Origin of the sequence: Streptomyces marokkonensis (assembly GCF_008312835.1) — a bacterium.
Taxonomy (GTDB): domain Bacteria; phylum Actinomycetota; class Actinomycetes; order Streptomycetales; family Streptomycetaceae; genus Streptomyces; species Streptomyces marokkonensis_A.
In genome coordinates this window covers 69,053-84,583 of record NZ_VSKS01000005.1, presented here as the reverse complement: position 1 = coordinate 84,583, position 15,531 = coordinate 69,053, and the positions used below count along the sequence as shown (strand labels likewise).

The 15,531-nt window shown below is 72.6% G+C and carries 13 protein-coding genes; 3 read left to right on the top strand and 10 right to left on the bottom strand.

The genetic code is table 11. From position 1 onward, the window contains the following. Positions 1-13 precede the first annotated feature (13 nt). Together F1615_RS10790 and F1615_RS10785 are read right to left on the bottom strand one after the other, a co-directional pair. Positions 14-892, bottom strand: coding sequence for an alpha/beta fold hydrolase (locus F1615_RS10790; protein WP_149548691.1), 879 nt, complete (start codon positions 890-892; stop codon positions 14-16). 482 nt (positions 893-1,374) lie between these two features. After that, positions 1,375-2,067: a metal-dependent transcriptional regulator gene (locus tag F1615_RS10785; protein ID WP_149548690.1), complete on the bottom strand. Its 693-nt coding sequence runs from the start codon at positions 2,065-2,067 to the stop codon at positions 1,375-1,377. A 228-nt stretch (positions 2,068-2,295) separates the two neighbouring features. Between F1615_RS10785 and F1615_RS10780 the strand changes: the two genes are divergently transcribed. After that, a complete protein-coding gene (locus tag F1615_RS10780) occupies positions 2,296-3,051 on the top strand; it encodes an SIS domain-containing protein (protein ID WP_149548689.1) in 756 nt (251 codons plus the stop codon). 45 nt (positions 3,052-3,096) lie between these two features. Here F1615_RS10780 and F1615_RS10775 read toward each other — a convergent pair whose 3' ends face one another. Continuing rightward, positions 3,097-4,491 carry a PAS domain-containing protein gene (locus F1615_RS10775; RefSeq protein ID WP_244328689.1) on the bottom strand — a complete coding sequence of 465 codons (1,395 nt, stop codon included), beginning with the start codon at positions 4,489-4,491 and terminating at the stop codon, positions 3,097-3,099. A 173-nt stretch (positions 4,492-4,664) separates the two neighbouring features. After that, the gene (locus F1615_RS10770) at positions 4,665-5,339 is read right to left on the bottom strand and encodes a helix-turn-helix domain-containing protein (protein ID WP_149548687.1); all 675 of its coding nucleotides are present in this window, start codon (positions 5,337-5,339) and stop codon (positions 4,665-4,667) included. A 277-nt stretch (positions 5,340-5,616) separates the two neighbouring features. Here F1615_RS10770 and F1615_RS10765 point away from each other — a divergent pair, with 277 nt between their 5' ends. Then, positions 5,617-7,047: an NCS2 family permease gene (locus tag F1615_RS10765; protein WP_149548943.1), complete on the top strand. Its 1,431-nt coding sequence runs from the start codon at positions 5,617-5,619 to the stop codon at positions 7,045-7,047. A 314-nt stretch (positions 7,048-7,361) separates the two neighbouring features. Here F1615_RS10765 and F1615_RS10760 read toward each other — a convergent pair whose 3' ends face one another. Next, positions 7,362-8,462, bottom strand: a complete 1,101-nt coding sequence (locus F1615_RS10760; protein WP_149548686.1) for a citrate synthase 2 — start codon at positions 8,460-8,462, stop codon at positions 7,362-7,364. Between the two features lie 272 nt (positions 8,463-8,734). On the opposite strand from F1615_RS10760, the gene pdxH reads away from it, so the two are divergent. Continuing rightward, a complete protein-coding gene (pdxH, locus tag F1615_RS10755; RefSeq protein WP_149548942.1) occupies positions 8,735-9,421 on the top strand; it encodes a pyridoxamine 5'-phosphate oxidase in 687 nt (228 codons plus the stop codon). A gap of 18 nt (positions 9,422-9,439) precedes the next feature. Here pdxH and F1615_RS10750 read toward each other — a convergent pair whose 3' ends face one another. The 5 genes from F1615_RS10750 to F1615_RS10725 form a co-directional block, all read right to left on the bottom strand. Then, positions 9,440-10,054, bottom strand: coding sequence for a TetR/AcrR family transcriptional regulator (locus F1615_RS10750; protein ID WP_149548685.1), 615 nt, complete (start codon positions 10,052-10,054; stop codon positions 9,440-9,442). After that, positions 10,042-10,776, bottom strand: coding sequence for an enoyl-CoA hydratase family protein (locus F1615_RS10745; RefSeq protein WP_149548684.1), 735 nt, complete (start codon positions 10,774-10,776; stop codon positions 10,042-10,044). The genes F1615_RS10750 and F1615_RS10745 overlap by 13 nt, the downstream gene beginning before the upstream one ends. Next, positions 10,773-12,353 (bottom strand): 4-coumarate--CoA ligase family protein, encoded by a 1,581-nt coding sequence (locus F1615_RS10740; protein WP_149548683.1) that lies wholly within the window; start codon positions 12,351-12,353, stop codon positions 10,773-10,775. Before F1615_RS10740 ends, F1615_RS10745 begins: the two co-directional genes overlap by 4 nt. A 51-nt stretch (positions 12,354-12,404) precedes the next feature. Further along, on the bottom strand, positions 12,405-13,577 hold the full coding sequence (locus tag F1615_RS10735) for an acyl-CoA dehydrogenase family protein (protein WP_149548682.1): 1,173 nt from the start codon (positions 13,575-13,577) through the stop codon (positions 12,405-12,407). Positions 13,578-13,685: 108 nt separating this feature from the next. Beyond that, positions 13,686-15,527, bottom strand: a complete 1,842-nt coding sequence (locus F1615_RS10725; RefSeq protein WP_149548681.1) for a biotin carboxylase N-terminal domain-containing protein — start codon at positions 15,525-15,527, stop codon at positions 13,686-13,688. Positions 15,528-15,531 lie beyond the last annotated feature (4 nt).

Sequence of the window (15,531 nt, the reverse complement as noted above, 5' to 3'; positions counted from 1 at the left end):
CCGCGCGGGTCGCTCAGTTCCCGGTGAGGGAGTCCAGGAAGGGTTCGATCGCGGCCAGCCAGGTCTCGGGCTGGTCGTAGTGGACGAGGTGGCCCGCGTCGGCGACCTCCGCGTACTGGCCGCGGGGCAGGACGCGCACCATCTCCTGGGCCTCCGCGCGGCCGAGCTCGCCGTCGAGGCCGCGGACCACCAGGGCGGGGCACCGCACCTGGGCCAGTTCCTCCCAGTGGGCGTCGTACACCCAGGTCTCGCGGGAACGCAGCATCTGGTCCGGATCGAAGACCGGACGCCAGCCGTCGGGGGACTCGGCCATCACCTCGGCGTAGAACTCGCCGCGGGCGGGGTTCGGCCGCTCCACCCAGGGGTCGTCCTCGCCGAACCACTTGCGTACGTCGGCGAGGGTGGCGAAGGGGACCGGCCAGGCCTTGAACCACTCCGCCCACTCGCGCTGCGAGGCGGCCCCGAGGGCGGAGGCGCGCATGTCGCAGATGATCAGGCCGCGCACCAGGTCGGGACGCCTGGCGGCCAGCTGCCAGGCGGTCAGCGCGCCCATCGCGTGGCCGACGAGGACGGTGGGGCCGAGGCCGAGCTGTTCGAGGGCGGCCTCGGCGTCGTCGACGTAGGCGTCGCGGGTGAAGGAGGCCTGCGGGGGCTTGTCGCTGCGGCCGTGGCCGCGCTGGTCGAGGGCGACCGCGCGGTAGCGCGCGGAGAGCCGGCGGGCGGTGGACGCCCAGTGCGAGGCACGGCCCATCAGGCCGTGGAGTAACAGCACACCGGGCGCGTCCGGCTCGGCGGACTCCGCCGGGCCCGTCCCGTTCTTGGGCGGGTCGCCGAACTCCCAGGCGGCGAGCCGTACCCCGTCCGCCCCGGTCACGTCGATGCGTCGCGCCATGGTCCTGGCACCCCCCAAGCTCGCTTGCCTGCCCACTGCTGTCCCGGCCCTGTCTGTCGCCCTTGCCCGCCCCAGGTTATCGAATGCACGTTCGAGGACGTCTTTTCGCCCGGCAACACCCCTCGTTCGAGTGACCCCCGGCGGGGATTGATCGCCGCGGGCCGGGGGAGATCTTCAGCGGGAGGCGGACCGCTCGGGGAAAACGGTCCGAGGGGAATGACCCTGAGAGCTCGGGGCTCCGGGTCAGCACAGGGGAGGACAGGCCCCGGCGCCACACGGCGCCGGGGCTCCTCACGTGGTCACGGCACACCGTCCCGCCCCTCCCCGGCCGGGGTGACATCGCTGTCGGCCCGGCCAAGAGCCCCTCAGGTCATATGCCTCACGCGACAGCCTCGCACGCGATTCCGGCGAGCGCTGCGATTCGACGTACTGGATCTTGGAATCGGCGCGTTCCCAGCGGCGGATCCCGTCTCCGGGCGCGGTCAGGGCTTGGCGACGAACACGTGGGAGGCGACCTCCGTCTCCAGTTCGGCCGCCTCGCCGCTGCTGCCCACCAGCACCCCGCCCGCCGACTCCGTCACGCTCACCACCGAACCGGGCTGCACGCCCGCCCTGCGCAGCGTGTACATCAGCTGCGCGTCCGTCTGGATCGGCTCGCCGATCCGGCGCACCACGACCGTCTTGCCCTCGGTGCCCGGGTCGAGATCGGCCAGGGACACCATGCCCTCGTCCAGGAACGGGTCGGCGCCGTCCTTCTCGCCCAGCTCCTCAAGGCCCGGGATCGGGTTGCCGTACGGCGACTCGGTCGGGTGCCGCAGCAGCTCCAGCACGCGGCGCTCGACGGCCTCGCTCATCACGTGCTCCCAGCGGCATGCCTCGGCGTGGACCTGCTCCCACTCCAGGCCGATCACGTCGACCAGCAGACACTCGGCGAGACGGTGCTTGCGCATCACCCGCGTGGCCAGCCGGCGTCCCTCCTCCGTGAGTTCCAGGTGGCGGTCGGTGGCGACGGACACCAGTCCGTCGCGCTCCATGCGCGCCACCGTCTGGCTGACCGTGGGCCCGCTCTGGTCGAGCCGCTCGGCGATCCGGGCGCGCATGGGGACCACACCTTCCTCCTCCAGCTCGAGGATGGTGCGGAGATACATCTCCGTGGTGTCGATCAGTCCGGACATACATGCCCCTCGATGAGATCTGCGAATTGGCTCTGCCGGAGGCTGGACTGCTCACCGGCGCGTGCGCTGGCCCAGGACTCAATTCTTACGCATGCGGCTGACAACCGTGTCGCACCGCGGGAACAGTGGCCGCGGGCCGGCAAGCGGGGCCCCCGGGCGCCGTATTGACACGGTACTGGTCCAGACCGCACGGTGATCCGCAACACTCCACCCGCGAAGGGATGCCGCATGAGCGACCGCACGCCGGCCGACCGGTTCCTCGACGCCGCGATCGACCTGCTCCGGCGGATCCGCGACGAGGAGGCCGACGCCGTCGCGGCCGCGGGCGCGCTGCTCGCCGACACGGTCGCGGACGGCGGCCGTCTCTTCGCCTACGGCGCCGGGCACTCCTCGCTCGCCGCGCAGGACCTCGTCTACCGCGCGGGCGGACTCGCCCTGATGAACCTGCTCACCGTGCCGGGCGCCGTCGGCGTCGACGTGAGGCCGGCGACGCTGGGGTCCGCCCTGGAGCGCGTCGACGGGCTCGCGAGCGTCGTGCTCGAGTGCTCGCCCCTCCGCGCGGGGGACACGCTGCTGATCATCTCCCTGTCGGGGCGCAACGCGCTGCCCGTGGAGATGGCGATGAAGGCGCGCGAGCTGGGCGTGAAGGTCATCGGCGTGACCTCGGTGGCGTACGCGGCACAGACCTCGTCGCGGCACTCCTCCGGGACCTTCCTGAAGGACCACTGCGATCTCGTCCTGGACTCCGGCATCGCGGTCGGTGACGCGGAGCTGACGCACGACGACGTGCCCGCGCCCTTCGCCCCCGCCTCCACGGTCGTCACCACGGCGCTGCTGCAGGCCGTCGTGGCCACCGCCGCGGCCGCCCTCGCCGACCGGGGCATCGAGCCGCCGCTGCTCCGTTCGGGCAACGTGGACGGGGGCCACGACTGGAACGCGCGCGTCTTCGACGAGTACGCCGACCGCATCTTCTACGGCCACTGAGCCGTACGCCCTTCGCCGGGGGCGGCGCCCCCGGCGAAGGGCGTGTCAGTCGTCCGGGGTGAGCAGGGCCGCCAGGTCAAGGGCCGTGGCGATGCGGACGGCCACGTCCTCCGCGTACATGGCGTCGGATCGCTCGAACGCGTTACGCCCCGCCGCCCGCAGAAACGTCACGGCGCCCAGCGTCCGCCCCCGGCTGCGCAGCACCGTGCACAGGGCGTGCACCGCGTCCGCCGGCCACTGCCGGGCCAGCGCCCACGCCCGCGCGTCCTCGGCGGACAGGGAGCCCGCCCCGGCCCGCACCGACCCGACCCGCTCCACGCACTGCACCGCGGGATGTCCCTCGCCGTACCGCACCGGCAGCCCCGCCCGCCCGTCGAGCCTGCTGGGCCCCGGCGCGCCGGACGGGGTGGCGGCGATCCGCACCAGCCGCACCCGGTCGGTGCCCTCCGCGCAGTCGGCCACGCGGTCGATCAGCGCGTGGTCGGCGAAACCGGCGAGCGCGAAGTCCAGGTGGACCGTCGCCGCCTCCGCCGGGTCCTCGCACTCCGCCGCCGCGCGCGCCGCGCGGTGCAGCTGCTGCGCGCGGAACCGCAGCAGCGACGCCTCCTGCTCGCCCTGCCGTGACTCGGTCACGTCCTGGAACAGCCACCCGACCCCGAGCGGCACCGGCTCCTCGGCGAGCGGTGACGCCAGTTTCACGAACCCGCTCCGCCAGCACCGTCTGCGCTCGCCCTCCGGCGTGCGCACGCTCACCCACAGCTCGGCCGGTGCCGGCGGCGCGCCCTCCGCGAGCACATGGGTGAGGGCGCTCTCCAGTTCCTCCGCGCCCTGCGCCAGCAGCTCCCCCAGCGGCCGCCCGAGCACGGACGTGCGCCCGGCGCCCAGGGCCCGCGCGGCGTGCGCGTTCACCACCGCGGGCCGCAGGTCGGCGTCGACCAGGACGACGCCCCAGCTCGCGTCCTCCAGCAGCGCCTCGCTCAGCGCGATCGACCGCTCGAGATCGATCTGCGCGTGCACCTCGCTGAAGGCGCAGTAGACCCCCGCGGGCTTCCCCTCGGGCCCGCGCACGGCCGCGGACTGCGTCCGCACCAGTACCCGGCCGCCGTCCTTGGTCAGCAGCGCGAACTCGTTCACCTGCCGGCCCGGCGCGTCCATGGCCGACATCAGCCGCGCCTCGACCTCCTCGGCGTCCGCGCTGCGCACGGCCCACCCGGCGAACCCGGCACGGCCCACCGCCTCGGCGGCGGTCCAGCCGAGGATCCGCTCCGCCTCGCGGTTCCAGTGCGTCACCACACCGTCCGCGTCGAACGCGCACAGGGCGGCGTCCATGCCGTCGAGCAGCGCGGCGAGGAGGTCGGAGCCGTCCGACCCCTCCCGCGCGGGCTCGGGCTCGTCCGGCCCCAGCTCGTCGGTGGTCCCACTACGCCGGGAAGCACTCACCTGGACCCCCTGCAGGCTGCGTCCGCACGTACGGCACGACGGTTCGCTCACTGCAATCATTCAACGTGAACGTGACACAGCGCACACCGGGTTCTCGACAAGATTGAGGGAATTGTTGTGCGCCGGGGTCCGGGTTCCCCGTCCGGGCGGGACATACCGCCCGTTCGCGGGGGTCAGCGGCTCTCGAACCGCGTCCAGAAGTGATGGACGATCTCCTCGAGATAGCGCCGCCCGCCCTCGCCGGAGTCGGCGCCGCCGCCCCGGCTGAGGGTGGCCGCCATGAGGGTCTGGTACTCGTCGTGCATGGCGCGCAGCGTGCTCTTCAGTTCCCGGCGGTCGACGGAGACCAGATCGGCGATCTCGCGGATGTGCGCCTGCCAGCGGGTGGAGACGGCCTCGGTGAGCAGCCGGGCCAGTTCCTCCTCACCGCCGGTGATGGAGAGCAGGGCCCGCGGGGGGAGCCCGAGGGCGGCCCCGAGCAGGGCCGACTCCCGCCGGCCGCCGGTCCAGCGGCCGCTCTCCTCCATGGCGAGGTAGGCGTGGAGCGGGACGCCGGTGGCGCGGGCGACGTCCTCCGGGGCGATTCCGCGGGCGATGCGGTGTTCCCGCAGGGTGCGCGGGGTGCCCATGAGGTCGCGGGGCGCGCACCACAGGGCACCGGCCAGGGCGGTCAGCTCATGGGCGTCGGGGACGGCCATGCCGCGTTCCCACGCGGTGATGTGGTCGGGGGTGACGTGGGTCATTCCGTAGGAGGCGCGCATGCCGTAGGCGACGTGGCCGGGAGCCATCCCGACTTTCTCGCGCAGGATGCGGGCGGCGCGTGCGCTGAAGGGGAGTGGAGGATGCACGGTGCGACAGTAGGGAGCGACGCAGGGTGAGCACCACGGCCCCTGTCGCCTGCATCCCGTTATGGCGGGAAGGTCGGCGCTGATTCTGTAGGAAGCAACGGAGATCATTGCGCTCGCAACTTCCTTTTCCTGCAGAGCTGTTGACCCTCTCGCAGGGCTCCGTAGGATCCGCTCGCAGGCCGCCGTGCGTGTGACCGCGTACCGAATGCCAAGCTCTCCGGCGGCATCGTCGTGCACCCCACCCCCGCGTATGCCCAGGAGACATCCCTTGCAGACCATGACGACCGGCCAGGCCGACCCCGCACCCCCTAGAGCCGGCGCCCTCGACAAGTTCTTCCGCATCAGCGAACGCGGCTCGACCTACGGTCGTGAGATACGCGGCGGATTCGCGACGTTCTTCACCATGGCGTACATCCTGGTGCTCAATCCGATCATCCTGGGCAGCACCGAGGACAAGTTCGGCGACAAGCTCGACCCCGCCCAGCTGGCGACCGCCACGACCCTGGTCGCCGCCGTGATGACCGTCATCATGGGAGTGGCCGGCAACCTCCCGCTCGCCCTGGCCGCCGGCCTCGGTCTCAACGCCGTCGTCGCCTTCCAGATCGCTCCCCTGATGAGCTGGGACGACGCGATGGGCCTGGTCGTGCTCGAGGGCCTGCTGATCTGCGTCCTGGTGCTGACCGGTCTGCGCGAGGCCGTCATGCACGCCATTCCGCAGCCGCTCAAGCAGGCCATCAGTGTCGGCATCGGCATGTTCATCGCCTTCATCGGCTTCGTGGACTCCGGGTTCGTGACCCGTATCCCGGACGCCGCGAACACCACCGTGCCGGTCCAGCTCGGCACCGGCAGCCTCACCGGCTGGCCCATGCTCGTGTTCTGCCTCGGCGTGCTGCTCACGGTCGTCCTTCTGGCCCGCAAGGTGCGGGGCGCCATCCTCATCAGCATCGTGGTGATGACCGTCCTCTCCGTCGTCATCGACCAGCTCGCCGACGTCAAGTCCTGGGGCCTGACCGCGCCGGAACTGCCGGACGAGGCCGTGGCCGCGCCCGACTTCGGACTGCTCGGTCAGTTCGACCTGTTCGGCTCGTTCGGCCAGATCAGCGTGCTCACCGTCGTCCTGCTGATCTTCACGCTCATCCTGTCCGACTTCTTCGACACGATGGGAACCGTCGTCGGCGTCACCGCCGAGGCCGGCCTGCTCGACGAGCGCGGACAGGTCCCCGGCCTCGGGCGGGTCCTGCTCATCGACAGCGCGGCGGCCGTCGCGGGCGGTGCGGCCTCCTCCTCGTCCGCCACCACCTACATCGAGTCCGCCGCCGGTGTCGGCGAGGGAGCCCGGACCGGCTTCGCCAACCTCGTCACCGGCGGCCTGTTCGCGCTCGCCCTCTTCTTCACGCCCGTGCTGACCATCGTTCCCATGCAGGCCGCCTCCCCCGCCCTCATCGCGGTGGGCTTCCTGATGATGACGCAGGTCAGGCACATCGACTGGAACCGCTACGACCTCGCCGTCCCCGCCTTCCTGACCATCGTCGTCATGCCGTTCACCTACTCCATCAGCAACGGCATCGGCGCCGGTTTCATCGCCTACGTGGTCATCAAGGCGTGCCTGGGCAAGGCCAGGGAGGTGCACTGGCTGCTCTGGGGCACCGCGGCGCTCTTCCTCGCCTACTTCGCCATCGAGCCGGTGAAGCAGCTCCTGGGCATCTGACCGGGGGCGGACCCCCTCCGGCGGACCGGTCCGGAAAAAAGTGGTTGATCCGGCGCCGATCGGTTCCTAATGTGGGCGGTACTTCGGAAAGGAGGTGGTTCGGCAGATGTATGCACACCGGACGGAAGAGGTGGCTGCGGGCTAGTGGCCCGCCGCCGTACTCGGTTCGGCGCCGGACCAGCGTGTGCGTGATGCACGCGACCGGCCCAATCCCACGCAGTCACCCGACCCGCGAGTCGCCGGTAACGTCCGGCCGGCTCCTCCCGAGGGAGGAACCAGACTCGCGGGTCGTCTGCGTTCCCGGGGTCCGCGGATCAGTGGGCGATGTCCCCGTGGCCCTCGATCTCGCGCGGGTCGCGGCTGCCGGGGCCGACATAGCGGGCCGACGGCCGGACCAGGCGGCCCGTGCGCTTCTGCTCGAGTATGTGCGCCGACCAGCCCGCCGTACGGGCGCAGGTGAACATCGAGGTGAACATGTGCGCCGGGACCTCGGCGAAGTCCAGCACGATCGCGGCCCAGAACTCGACGTTGGTGGCGAGCACCCGGTCGGGGCGGCGGGCGTGCAGTTCCGCCAGGGCGGCCTTCTCCAGGGCCTCGGCGACCTCGAAGCGCGGGGCGCCGAGCTCGCGGGCGGTGCGGCGCAGGACGCGGGCGCGGGGGTCCTCCGCGCGGTAGACGCGGTGGCCGAAGCCCATGAGGCGCTCGCCCTTGTCGAGGGCCTGCCTGACGTACGCCTCGGCGTCCCCGGTGCGCTCGATCTCCTCGATCATGCCCAGCACGCGTGAGGGCGCGCCGCCGTGCAGGGGTCCTGACATGGCGCCCACGGCCCCGGAGAGGGCCGCGGCGACGTCCGCGCCCGTCGAGGCGATGACCCGCGCGGTGAACGTGGAGGCGTTCATGCCGTGCTCGGCGGCCGACGTCCAGTACGCGTCGACGGCGGCGACGTGCCGCGGGTCGGGCTCACCGCGCCAGCGGATCATGAAGCGCTCGACGACGGACTCCGCCTTGTCGATCTCGCGCTGCGGCACCATGGGCAGGCCCTGGCCGCGCGCGGACTGGGCGACGTAGGACAGGGCCATGACGGCGGCGCGCGCGAGGTCGTCACGGGCCTGCTCGGCATCGATGTCGAGGAGCGGTTTCAGGCCCCACACGGGCGCCAGCATGGCGAGCGCGGACTGCACGTCGACACGGATGTCACCGGAGTGCACGGGGATCGGGAACGGCTCGGCGGGCGGCAGCCCGGGGTTGAACGCCCCGTCGACGAGCAGTCCCCAGACGTTGCCGAAGGAGACGTGCCCGACCAGATCCTCGATGTCGACGCCCCGGTACCGGAGGGCGCCGCCCTCCTTGTCCGGTTCGGCGATCTCCGTCTCGAACGCGACGACTCCTTCGAGCCCGGGTACGAAGTCGGACATCAGGCGGCTCCTCGTGAGGTGGGTGACAGATGGTGTTGTGGGGTGGGACGACCATGTGTCGGGTCGGCTCGGCGCGAGTGGGTGCGTCCGGTGGATCCGCGGTCACGCTGCGTGGACTCGCGGTCCTGGACGTACCCCTGTGATGCCCGGCTGGCGGTCACCCAACCGGATCAGTGCCAGCACGATATCCCTGAGTGCCAGCTTTGGGGAGGGTTCGCGGCACTCAGTGCCAGGGGGTGACGAAGGCCACCGCTCCCCCGGGCGCCGCGTTCATGCGGCAGGATGACGGCGTGACCGACCGAGACGCCGTGCCCTTCGCTCTCGCCGCGATGCGCAAGCACTACCGGACCGAGGGGCTCTCCGAGACCGACCTGGCCGCCACTCCCGTGGAGCAGTTCGCCCGCTGGTTCAAACAGGCGGCGACGGACGGCGGGCTGTTCGAGCCGAACGCCATGATCGTCTCGACTGCGGACACCGAGGGACGGCCCAGCTCACGCACCGTGCTGCTGAAGCACTTCGACGACGAGGGCTTCGTCTTCTACACGAACTACGGCTCCCGCAAGGGCCGTGACCTGGCCGGGAACCCGCACGTCGCCCTGCTGTTCCCGTGGCACCCGATGGCCCGGCAGGTCATCGTCACCGGCACCGCGCGGCGCACCGGCCGCGACGAGACCGCGGCCTACTTCCGCACCCGCCCGCACGGCTCCCAGCTGGGCGCGTGGGCCAGCGGCCAGTCGTCGGTGATCGCGGGCCGCGCGGAGCTCGACGCGTCCTACGCCGACCTGGCCGCCCGCTACCCGGAGGGCGAGCAGGTGCCGGTGCCACCCCACTGGGGCGGCTTCCGGGTGGTCCCGCGGGCCGTGGAGTTCTGGCAGGGCAGGGAGAACCGGCTCCACGACCGCCTTCGGTACGTCGCGGAGGCGGACGGGAGCTGGCGGGTGGAGCGGCTCGCCCCGTGACCCGGGACCAGGGCCGCCTCAGCGCAGCGCCTGCTCCAGCAGGGCCGCCCACTGGGCCACCACCCGCTCGCGGCGGGCCGTGTCGTCGCTGAGGAGGTTGGCGAGGCCCAGGCCGCGGGCCATGTCGAGGAGGCCCTGGACGGTTTCACGGACGCCGGGGCGGGACTCGTCGGCGCCGAGGAGCTCGACGGCGATGCGGTGGCTCTCGCGGCCGACGCGCGACTCCAGCTCGGTCACGCGCGGGCGCAGCTGTTCCTCGTTGGACGCGGCGACCCACAGGTGGAGCGCCGCGCGGAAGAGCGGACCGGTGTAGAGGTCGACGAGGGCCGCGACCACCGCGCGGCGGTCACCCGCCGCGGCGCCCTCCGGGAAGAGGGCGCGCAGGGCGGTGGAACGCTCCTCGGCGACGTACTCCACGGCGGCCGTGAAGAGGTCCTCACGGGTCGGGAAGTGGTGCTGGGCGGCCCCCCGGGAGACACCCGCCCGTTCGGCGACGACGGAGACCGTGGAGCCCGCCCAGCCGTGTTCGGCGAGGCAGGCCACGGCGGCCTCAAGGAGCCGCTGCCGGGTGGCCCGGCTGCGGTCCTGCTTGGGGACTCGTTCCGCACGGTCGGCCGCGCTCACACCACCCATTCCGGATCCCGTCGTTCGAGGAAGGCCGTCATCCCCTCGCGCGCGTGGGCGGAGGCGAAGAGGCGGGCCGAGAGCGCGGTCAGGCCGGCCGCGTCCCGGTCGAAGGTCTCCAGCACCTTAGCCGTGAGCAGCCGTTTCGTCTCGGCCAGGGCTTCGGGGGCGGATTTGCGCAGACCGTCGAGGATCGGGGCCAGGGTGGCGTCCACGTCCTCACCGGCCGCCGTGAGCAGGCCGGTGCGGACGGCCTCGGCGGCGTCGAGGCGCTCCCCGGTGAGGTAGTAGCGGGCCAGCGCGCGCGGGTCGGTGCGGGGCAGCAGCGGCAGCGAGATGACGGCCGGGGCGACCCCGATGCGTACCTCGGTGAACGCGAAGTCGGCCGCGAGGGAGGCGACGGAGATGTCGCAGGAGGCGAGCAGCCCGAGACCGCCCGCGCGGACGTGCCCGGTGACCCGCGCGACGACCGGTTTGGGCAGCTCGACGATCTGCCGCAGCAGGCCCACCAGCGCATCCGGCGCGGGCGGGTCGCGCAGGTCGGCGCCCGCGCTGAAGGTGGTGCCGGTGTGGGTCAGGACCACCGCGCGGACGGCGGTGTCCTCCCCCGCGTCGGTCAGTGCCCCGGCCAGCTCGGCGACGAGGGCGGCGGACAGGGCGTTGCGGCGCTCCGGGGCGTCGAGACGGAGCGTTTCGACGCCCCGCGCGCGGGTGCGGCCGATCAGGGTCACGAGGGCTCCTCGTGCGCCGCGCGGAGTTCACGGCGCAGGATCTTTCCGGAGGCGGCGCGCGGGACGCCGTCGATGAAGGTGACGCGCCGGACCCGCTTGTACGGGGCGACGCGCTCGGCGACGTACATCATGATCTCGCCCTCGGACAGCTCCGGGGCGGACGGCTGACGGACGACGTGGGCGTGCGGGACCTCGTTGCCGTCCTCGTTGTAGACGCCGATGACGGCGGCGTCGGCGATCCCCGGGTGGGTGAGCAGCAGCGCCTCGAGCTCGGCGGGTGCGACCTGGAAGCCCTTGTACTTGATGAGCTCCTTGACCCGGTCCACGACGAACAGCCAGCCGGCCTCGTCGACGTGGCCGACGTCCCCGGTGTGCAACCAGCCCTGCTCGTCGATCATCGCGGTGGTGGCGTCGGGCCTGCCGAGGTAGCCCTTCATGACCTGGGGGCCGCGGATGAGGATCTCGCCGGACTCGCCGGGGCCGAGGTCCTTCGCGGGGTCGTCGAGGGAGACGATGCGCATCTCGGTGCCGGCGATGAGCTTGCCGACGGTGCCGGGGGGCGCCTCGTCCATGGCGTCCAGGGGGACGACGTGGGTGCCCGGCGACAGTTCCGTCATGCCGTACGCCTGCCCGACGGGCGGCAGCCCGAGCCGCCGCGAGCAGGCGGCGGCGAGGCTCGCGTCCAGGGGCGCGGCGGCGCTGACGATGTGCTTCAGGGAGCTCAGGTCGTACTGGGCGACCAGGGGGTGCTTGGCGAGGGCCAGCACGATCGGCGGGGCCACGTACAGGCCGGTGATGCGGTGGTTCTGGATGGCCGCGAGGAACGTCTCCAGGTCGAAGCGCGGCAGGACGACGACGGTGGCGCCCTGCCGCAGCGGGGCGTTCATCAGGGCCGTCAGCCCGTAGATGTGGAAGAACGGGAGCACGGCGAGGACGCGGTCGCCGGGGCCCGCCGTGATCAGTGGCTGGAGCTGCGCGAGGTTGGTGGCGATCTGCCGGTGGGTGAGCATCACGCCCTTGGGGACGCCGGTGGTGCCGGAGGAGTACGGCAGCGCGGCGACGTCCTCGGCCGGGTCGATCCCCACCACCGGCTCGGGGGCCGTGGAGGCCAGCATGTCGATCAGGGAACGGTGACCGGGCGCGCTGTCGCAGACGAGGATCTCCTCGACCCCGCCCGCGAGTTCGGCGGCCCGCCGAGCGGTCCCCAGCAGCGGTGAGACGGTGACGATCCAGCGCGCCCCGGAGTCCTTCAGCTGCTTGCCGAACTCCTCGGGGGTCGCCAGGGGGTGCACGGTGGTGACGGACGCGCCCGCGCGGGTGGCCGCGTAGAAGGCGGTGGGGAAGGCGATCGTGTTGGGGCTGTGCAGCGCGAGCACGTCCCCCTTGCGGACGCCCGCCTCGGCCAGCCCGGCGGCGACCCGCCGGTGGAAGCGGTCCAGCTGCTCGTAGGTGAGGGTCGTGCCGTCGGTGCCGTCGATCAGCGCCGGGGTGCTCCCGAACTCGGCGGCCCGGGCGAGCACCGCTTCGTGGATGGGGAGTTCGACCGGCGCGACGTCCGCGTACTCGCTTCGGAACATGGTTCCTCCAAGACGGCCGTGAAGCCTGGCGGGCTCAGGGGGGTCCGACCCCTAGTACGACTTGGGCAGGCCCAGGGTCTGGTGGGAGACGTAGTTGAGAATCATCTCCCGGCTCACCGGCGCGATACGAGACACGCGCGCGGCGGTTATCAGCCTGGCGAGCCCGAACTCGCGCGTGAGGCCGTTGCCGCCGAGGGTGTGCACGGCCTGGTCGACGGCTTTCACACACGCCTCGGCGGCCGCGTACTTGGCCATGTTGGCGGCCTCGCCCGCGCCCACGTCGTCCCCGGCGTCGTAGAGGTACGCGGCCTTCTGCATCATCAGGCGGGCGAGTTCGAGCTCGATGTGCGCCTGGGCGAGGGGGTGTGCGATCGCCTGGTGGGCGCCGATGGGGGCCTTCCAGACGGTGCGCTCACGCGCGTACTCGACGGCACGGGACAGCGCGAAACGGCCCATGCCGATCGCGAACGCGGCCGTCATGATGCGCTCGGGGTTGAGGCCGGCGAAGAGCTGGAGCAGCCCGGCGTCCTCTCCCCCACTGCCGAAAGCGTGGGAGGGGCCCCCACCGACGAGCGCGTCGGCGGGCAGCCGCACGTCGTCCAGGACCAGCTCGAACTGCTTCTCGGCGGCGTTGAGTTCCATGTCGATCACCCGGCGCCCGAAGCCGGGGGTGTCGCGCGGGACGATGAACAGGCAGGGCTTGAGGCTCCCCGTGCGGGCGTCCTCCGTGCGGCCCACTATGAGGGTGGCGTCGGCGATGTCGACACCCGAGACGAACACCTTGCGGCCGGTGAGCAGCCAGTCGCCGGTGTCGGGGTCGCGCCGGGCGGTGGTGGTGATCCGGTGCGAGTTGGAGCCGGCGTCGGGTTCGGTGATGCCGAAGGCCATCAGGCGGCTGCCGTCGGCCAGGGCGGGCAGCCACTCCCGTTTCTGGGCCTCGGTGCCGAAGCGGGAGATGACGGTGCCGCAGATCGCCGGGGAGACGATCATCATCAGGAGGGGGTTGCCGGCGGCGCCCATCTCCTCCAGGACGAGGCAGAGTTCGGTGATGCCGCCGCCGCCACCGCCGTATGCCTCCGGCAGGTTGACGCCGATGTAGCCGAGCTTGGCTGCCTCCTGCCAGAACTGCCGGTCGCCGGGGGCGGGGGTGCGGGGGTGGTTCTTCGCGAACGAGGCGACGGCTTCGCGGAGGGCCTTGTGCTCTTCGGATTCGATCACGGACATGAGCGCTCCTAAGGGGGAGGGGCTTCAGGTCGTCGGGAGGGTGCGGGTTGTCTCCGGCTGGTCGCGCCCACGCGGCGGCAGCCGCATGTCGGGCACAGCCCCGCTCCCCTAGGCCGGCTGCACCACCGCCAGCAGCATGCCGGGCTCCACCTGCTGTCCCGGTACGGCGTGCAGGGTGCTCAGGGTTCCCGTGGCCGGGGCTGTGATCCTGTGCTGCATCTTCATGGCCTCCAGCCACAGGAGGGGCTGTCCGGCCTGCACCGCGGCTCCCTCGGTCAGGCCGTCGGCGATGCGGACGACCGTGCCCGGCATGGGGGCCAGGAGGGAGCCGGGGGCGTGCTGGGTGGTGGGGTCGGGGAAGCGGGGCAGCGCGGTGAGGGCGGTGGCGCCGACGTACACCTGGTCGCCGTAGCGGCTGACCTCGAACCTGCGCCGGACGCCGTCCACGTCGAGGATCACGAGCCCCGCGTCCGCGTGGACCACCCGCACCCCGTCGGCCGTGAGGCCGTCCCGTGTGTGCCGGTAGCGGGCCTCGTGCTCCTCGCCCGCCATGAGGTACCGCTTGGCCTGCGGCTGCGAGGGCAGGTTGCGCCAGCCGCCGAAGCGGGAGCGGCCGTGGGCGTCGGCGAGGGCGGCGGCGAGCGGGGCGTACGGGTCGGGGGCCGGGGCCGTCAGTTCGGGCAGGTGGCGGTCGTAGAAGCCGGTGTCCATGCGGGCCTCGGCGAACTCCTCGTGGCGCAGGGAGCGGACGAGGAGGTCCCGGTTGGTGACGGGACCGTGGATCACCGCGCGTTCCAGGGCGGAGGCCAGCTTGCGGACCGCCTCCGCGCGGGTGGGGGCGTGGGCGACGACCTTGGCGAGCATCGGGTCGTAGTGGACGCCGATGTCGTCGCCGTCCGTGTAACCGGTGTCCAGGCGCACGGCGCCGGGTACGGCGAGGCGGTGCAGGCGGCCGGTCTGCGGTGCCCAGTCCCTGGCGGGGTCCTCGGCGTAGAGGCGGGCCTCCACGGCGTGCCCGTGCGGGCGGGGAGGCCCGCCGTCGAGGGCGTGGCCCTCGGCGACGCGGATCTGCTCGGCGACGAGGTCGACGCCGGACACGGCCTCTGTCACCGGGTGTTCCACCTGGAGGCGGGTGTTCATCTCCAGGAAGTGCGCCCGGCCCCCGGCGACCAGGAACTCCACCGTGCCGGCGCCGACGTAGGAGACGGCACGCGCGGCGCGTACGGCGAGGGCGTGGAGCTCCTCGGTGAGCCGCGCGGACAGTCCGGGCGCCGGGGCCTCCTCGATCACCTTCTGGTGGCGGCGCTGGAGGGAGCAGTCGCGCGTGCCCAGCGCCCACACCGTGCCGTGCGTGTCGGCGAGCACCTGCACCTCGACGTGCCGGCCGCCCTCCACATACGGCTCCACGAACACCTCGCCGTCACCGAAGGCGCTCGCGGCCTCCGCGCGGGCGGCGGCCAGTTCGCCGTCCAGGTCGGCGAGACGCCGTACGACGCGCATGCCGCGTCCGCCGCCGCCCGCCGCGGCCTTGACCAGCACCGGCAGGTCGGCCTCGGTGACCTCCCGCAGGGGCGCGATACCCATCAGCTCCTTGGCGCGCGTCTTGGACGCCATCGCCTCGATCGCCTCCGGGGGCGGCCCGATCCACACCAGGCCGGCGTCCCGCACGGCCCGCGCGAAGCCGGCGTTCTCGGAGAGGAAGCCGTAGCCGGGGTGCACGGCGTCCGCGCCCGCGGCGAGGGCGGCCTTCACGATCAGGTCGCCGCGCAGGTAGGTGTCGGCGGGCGCCGCCCCGGGCAGCCGGACCGCGGTGTCCGCCACGCGCGCGTGGAGGGCGTTTTCGTCGGCGTCCGAGTGCACGGCGACCGTGCGGATGCCCAGCTCACGGCAGGTGCGCACGATGCGGCAGGCGATCTCGCCCCGGTTCGCGACAAGAACGGAAGTAATCATGTCC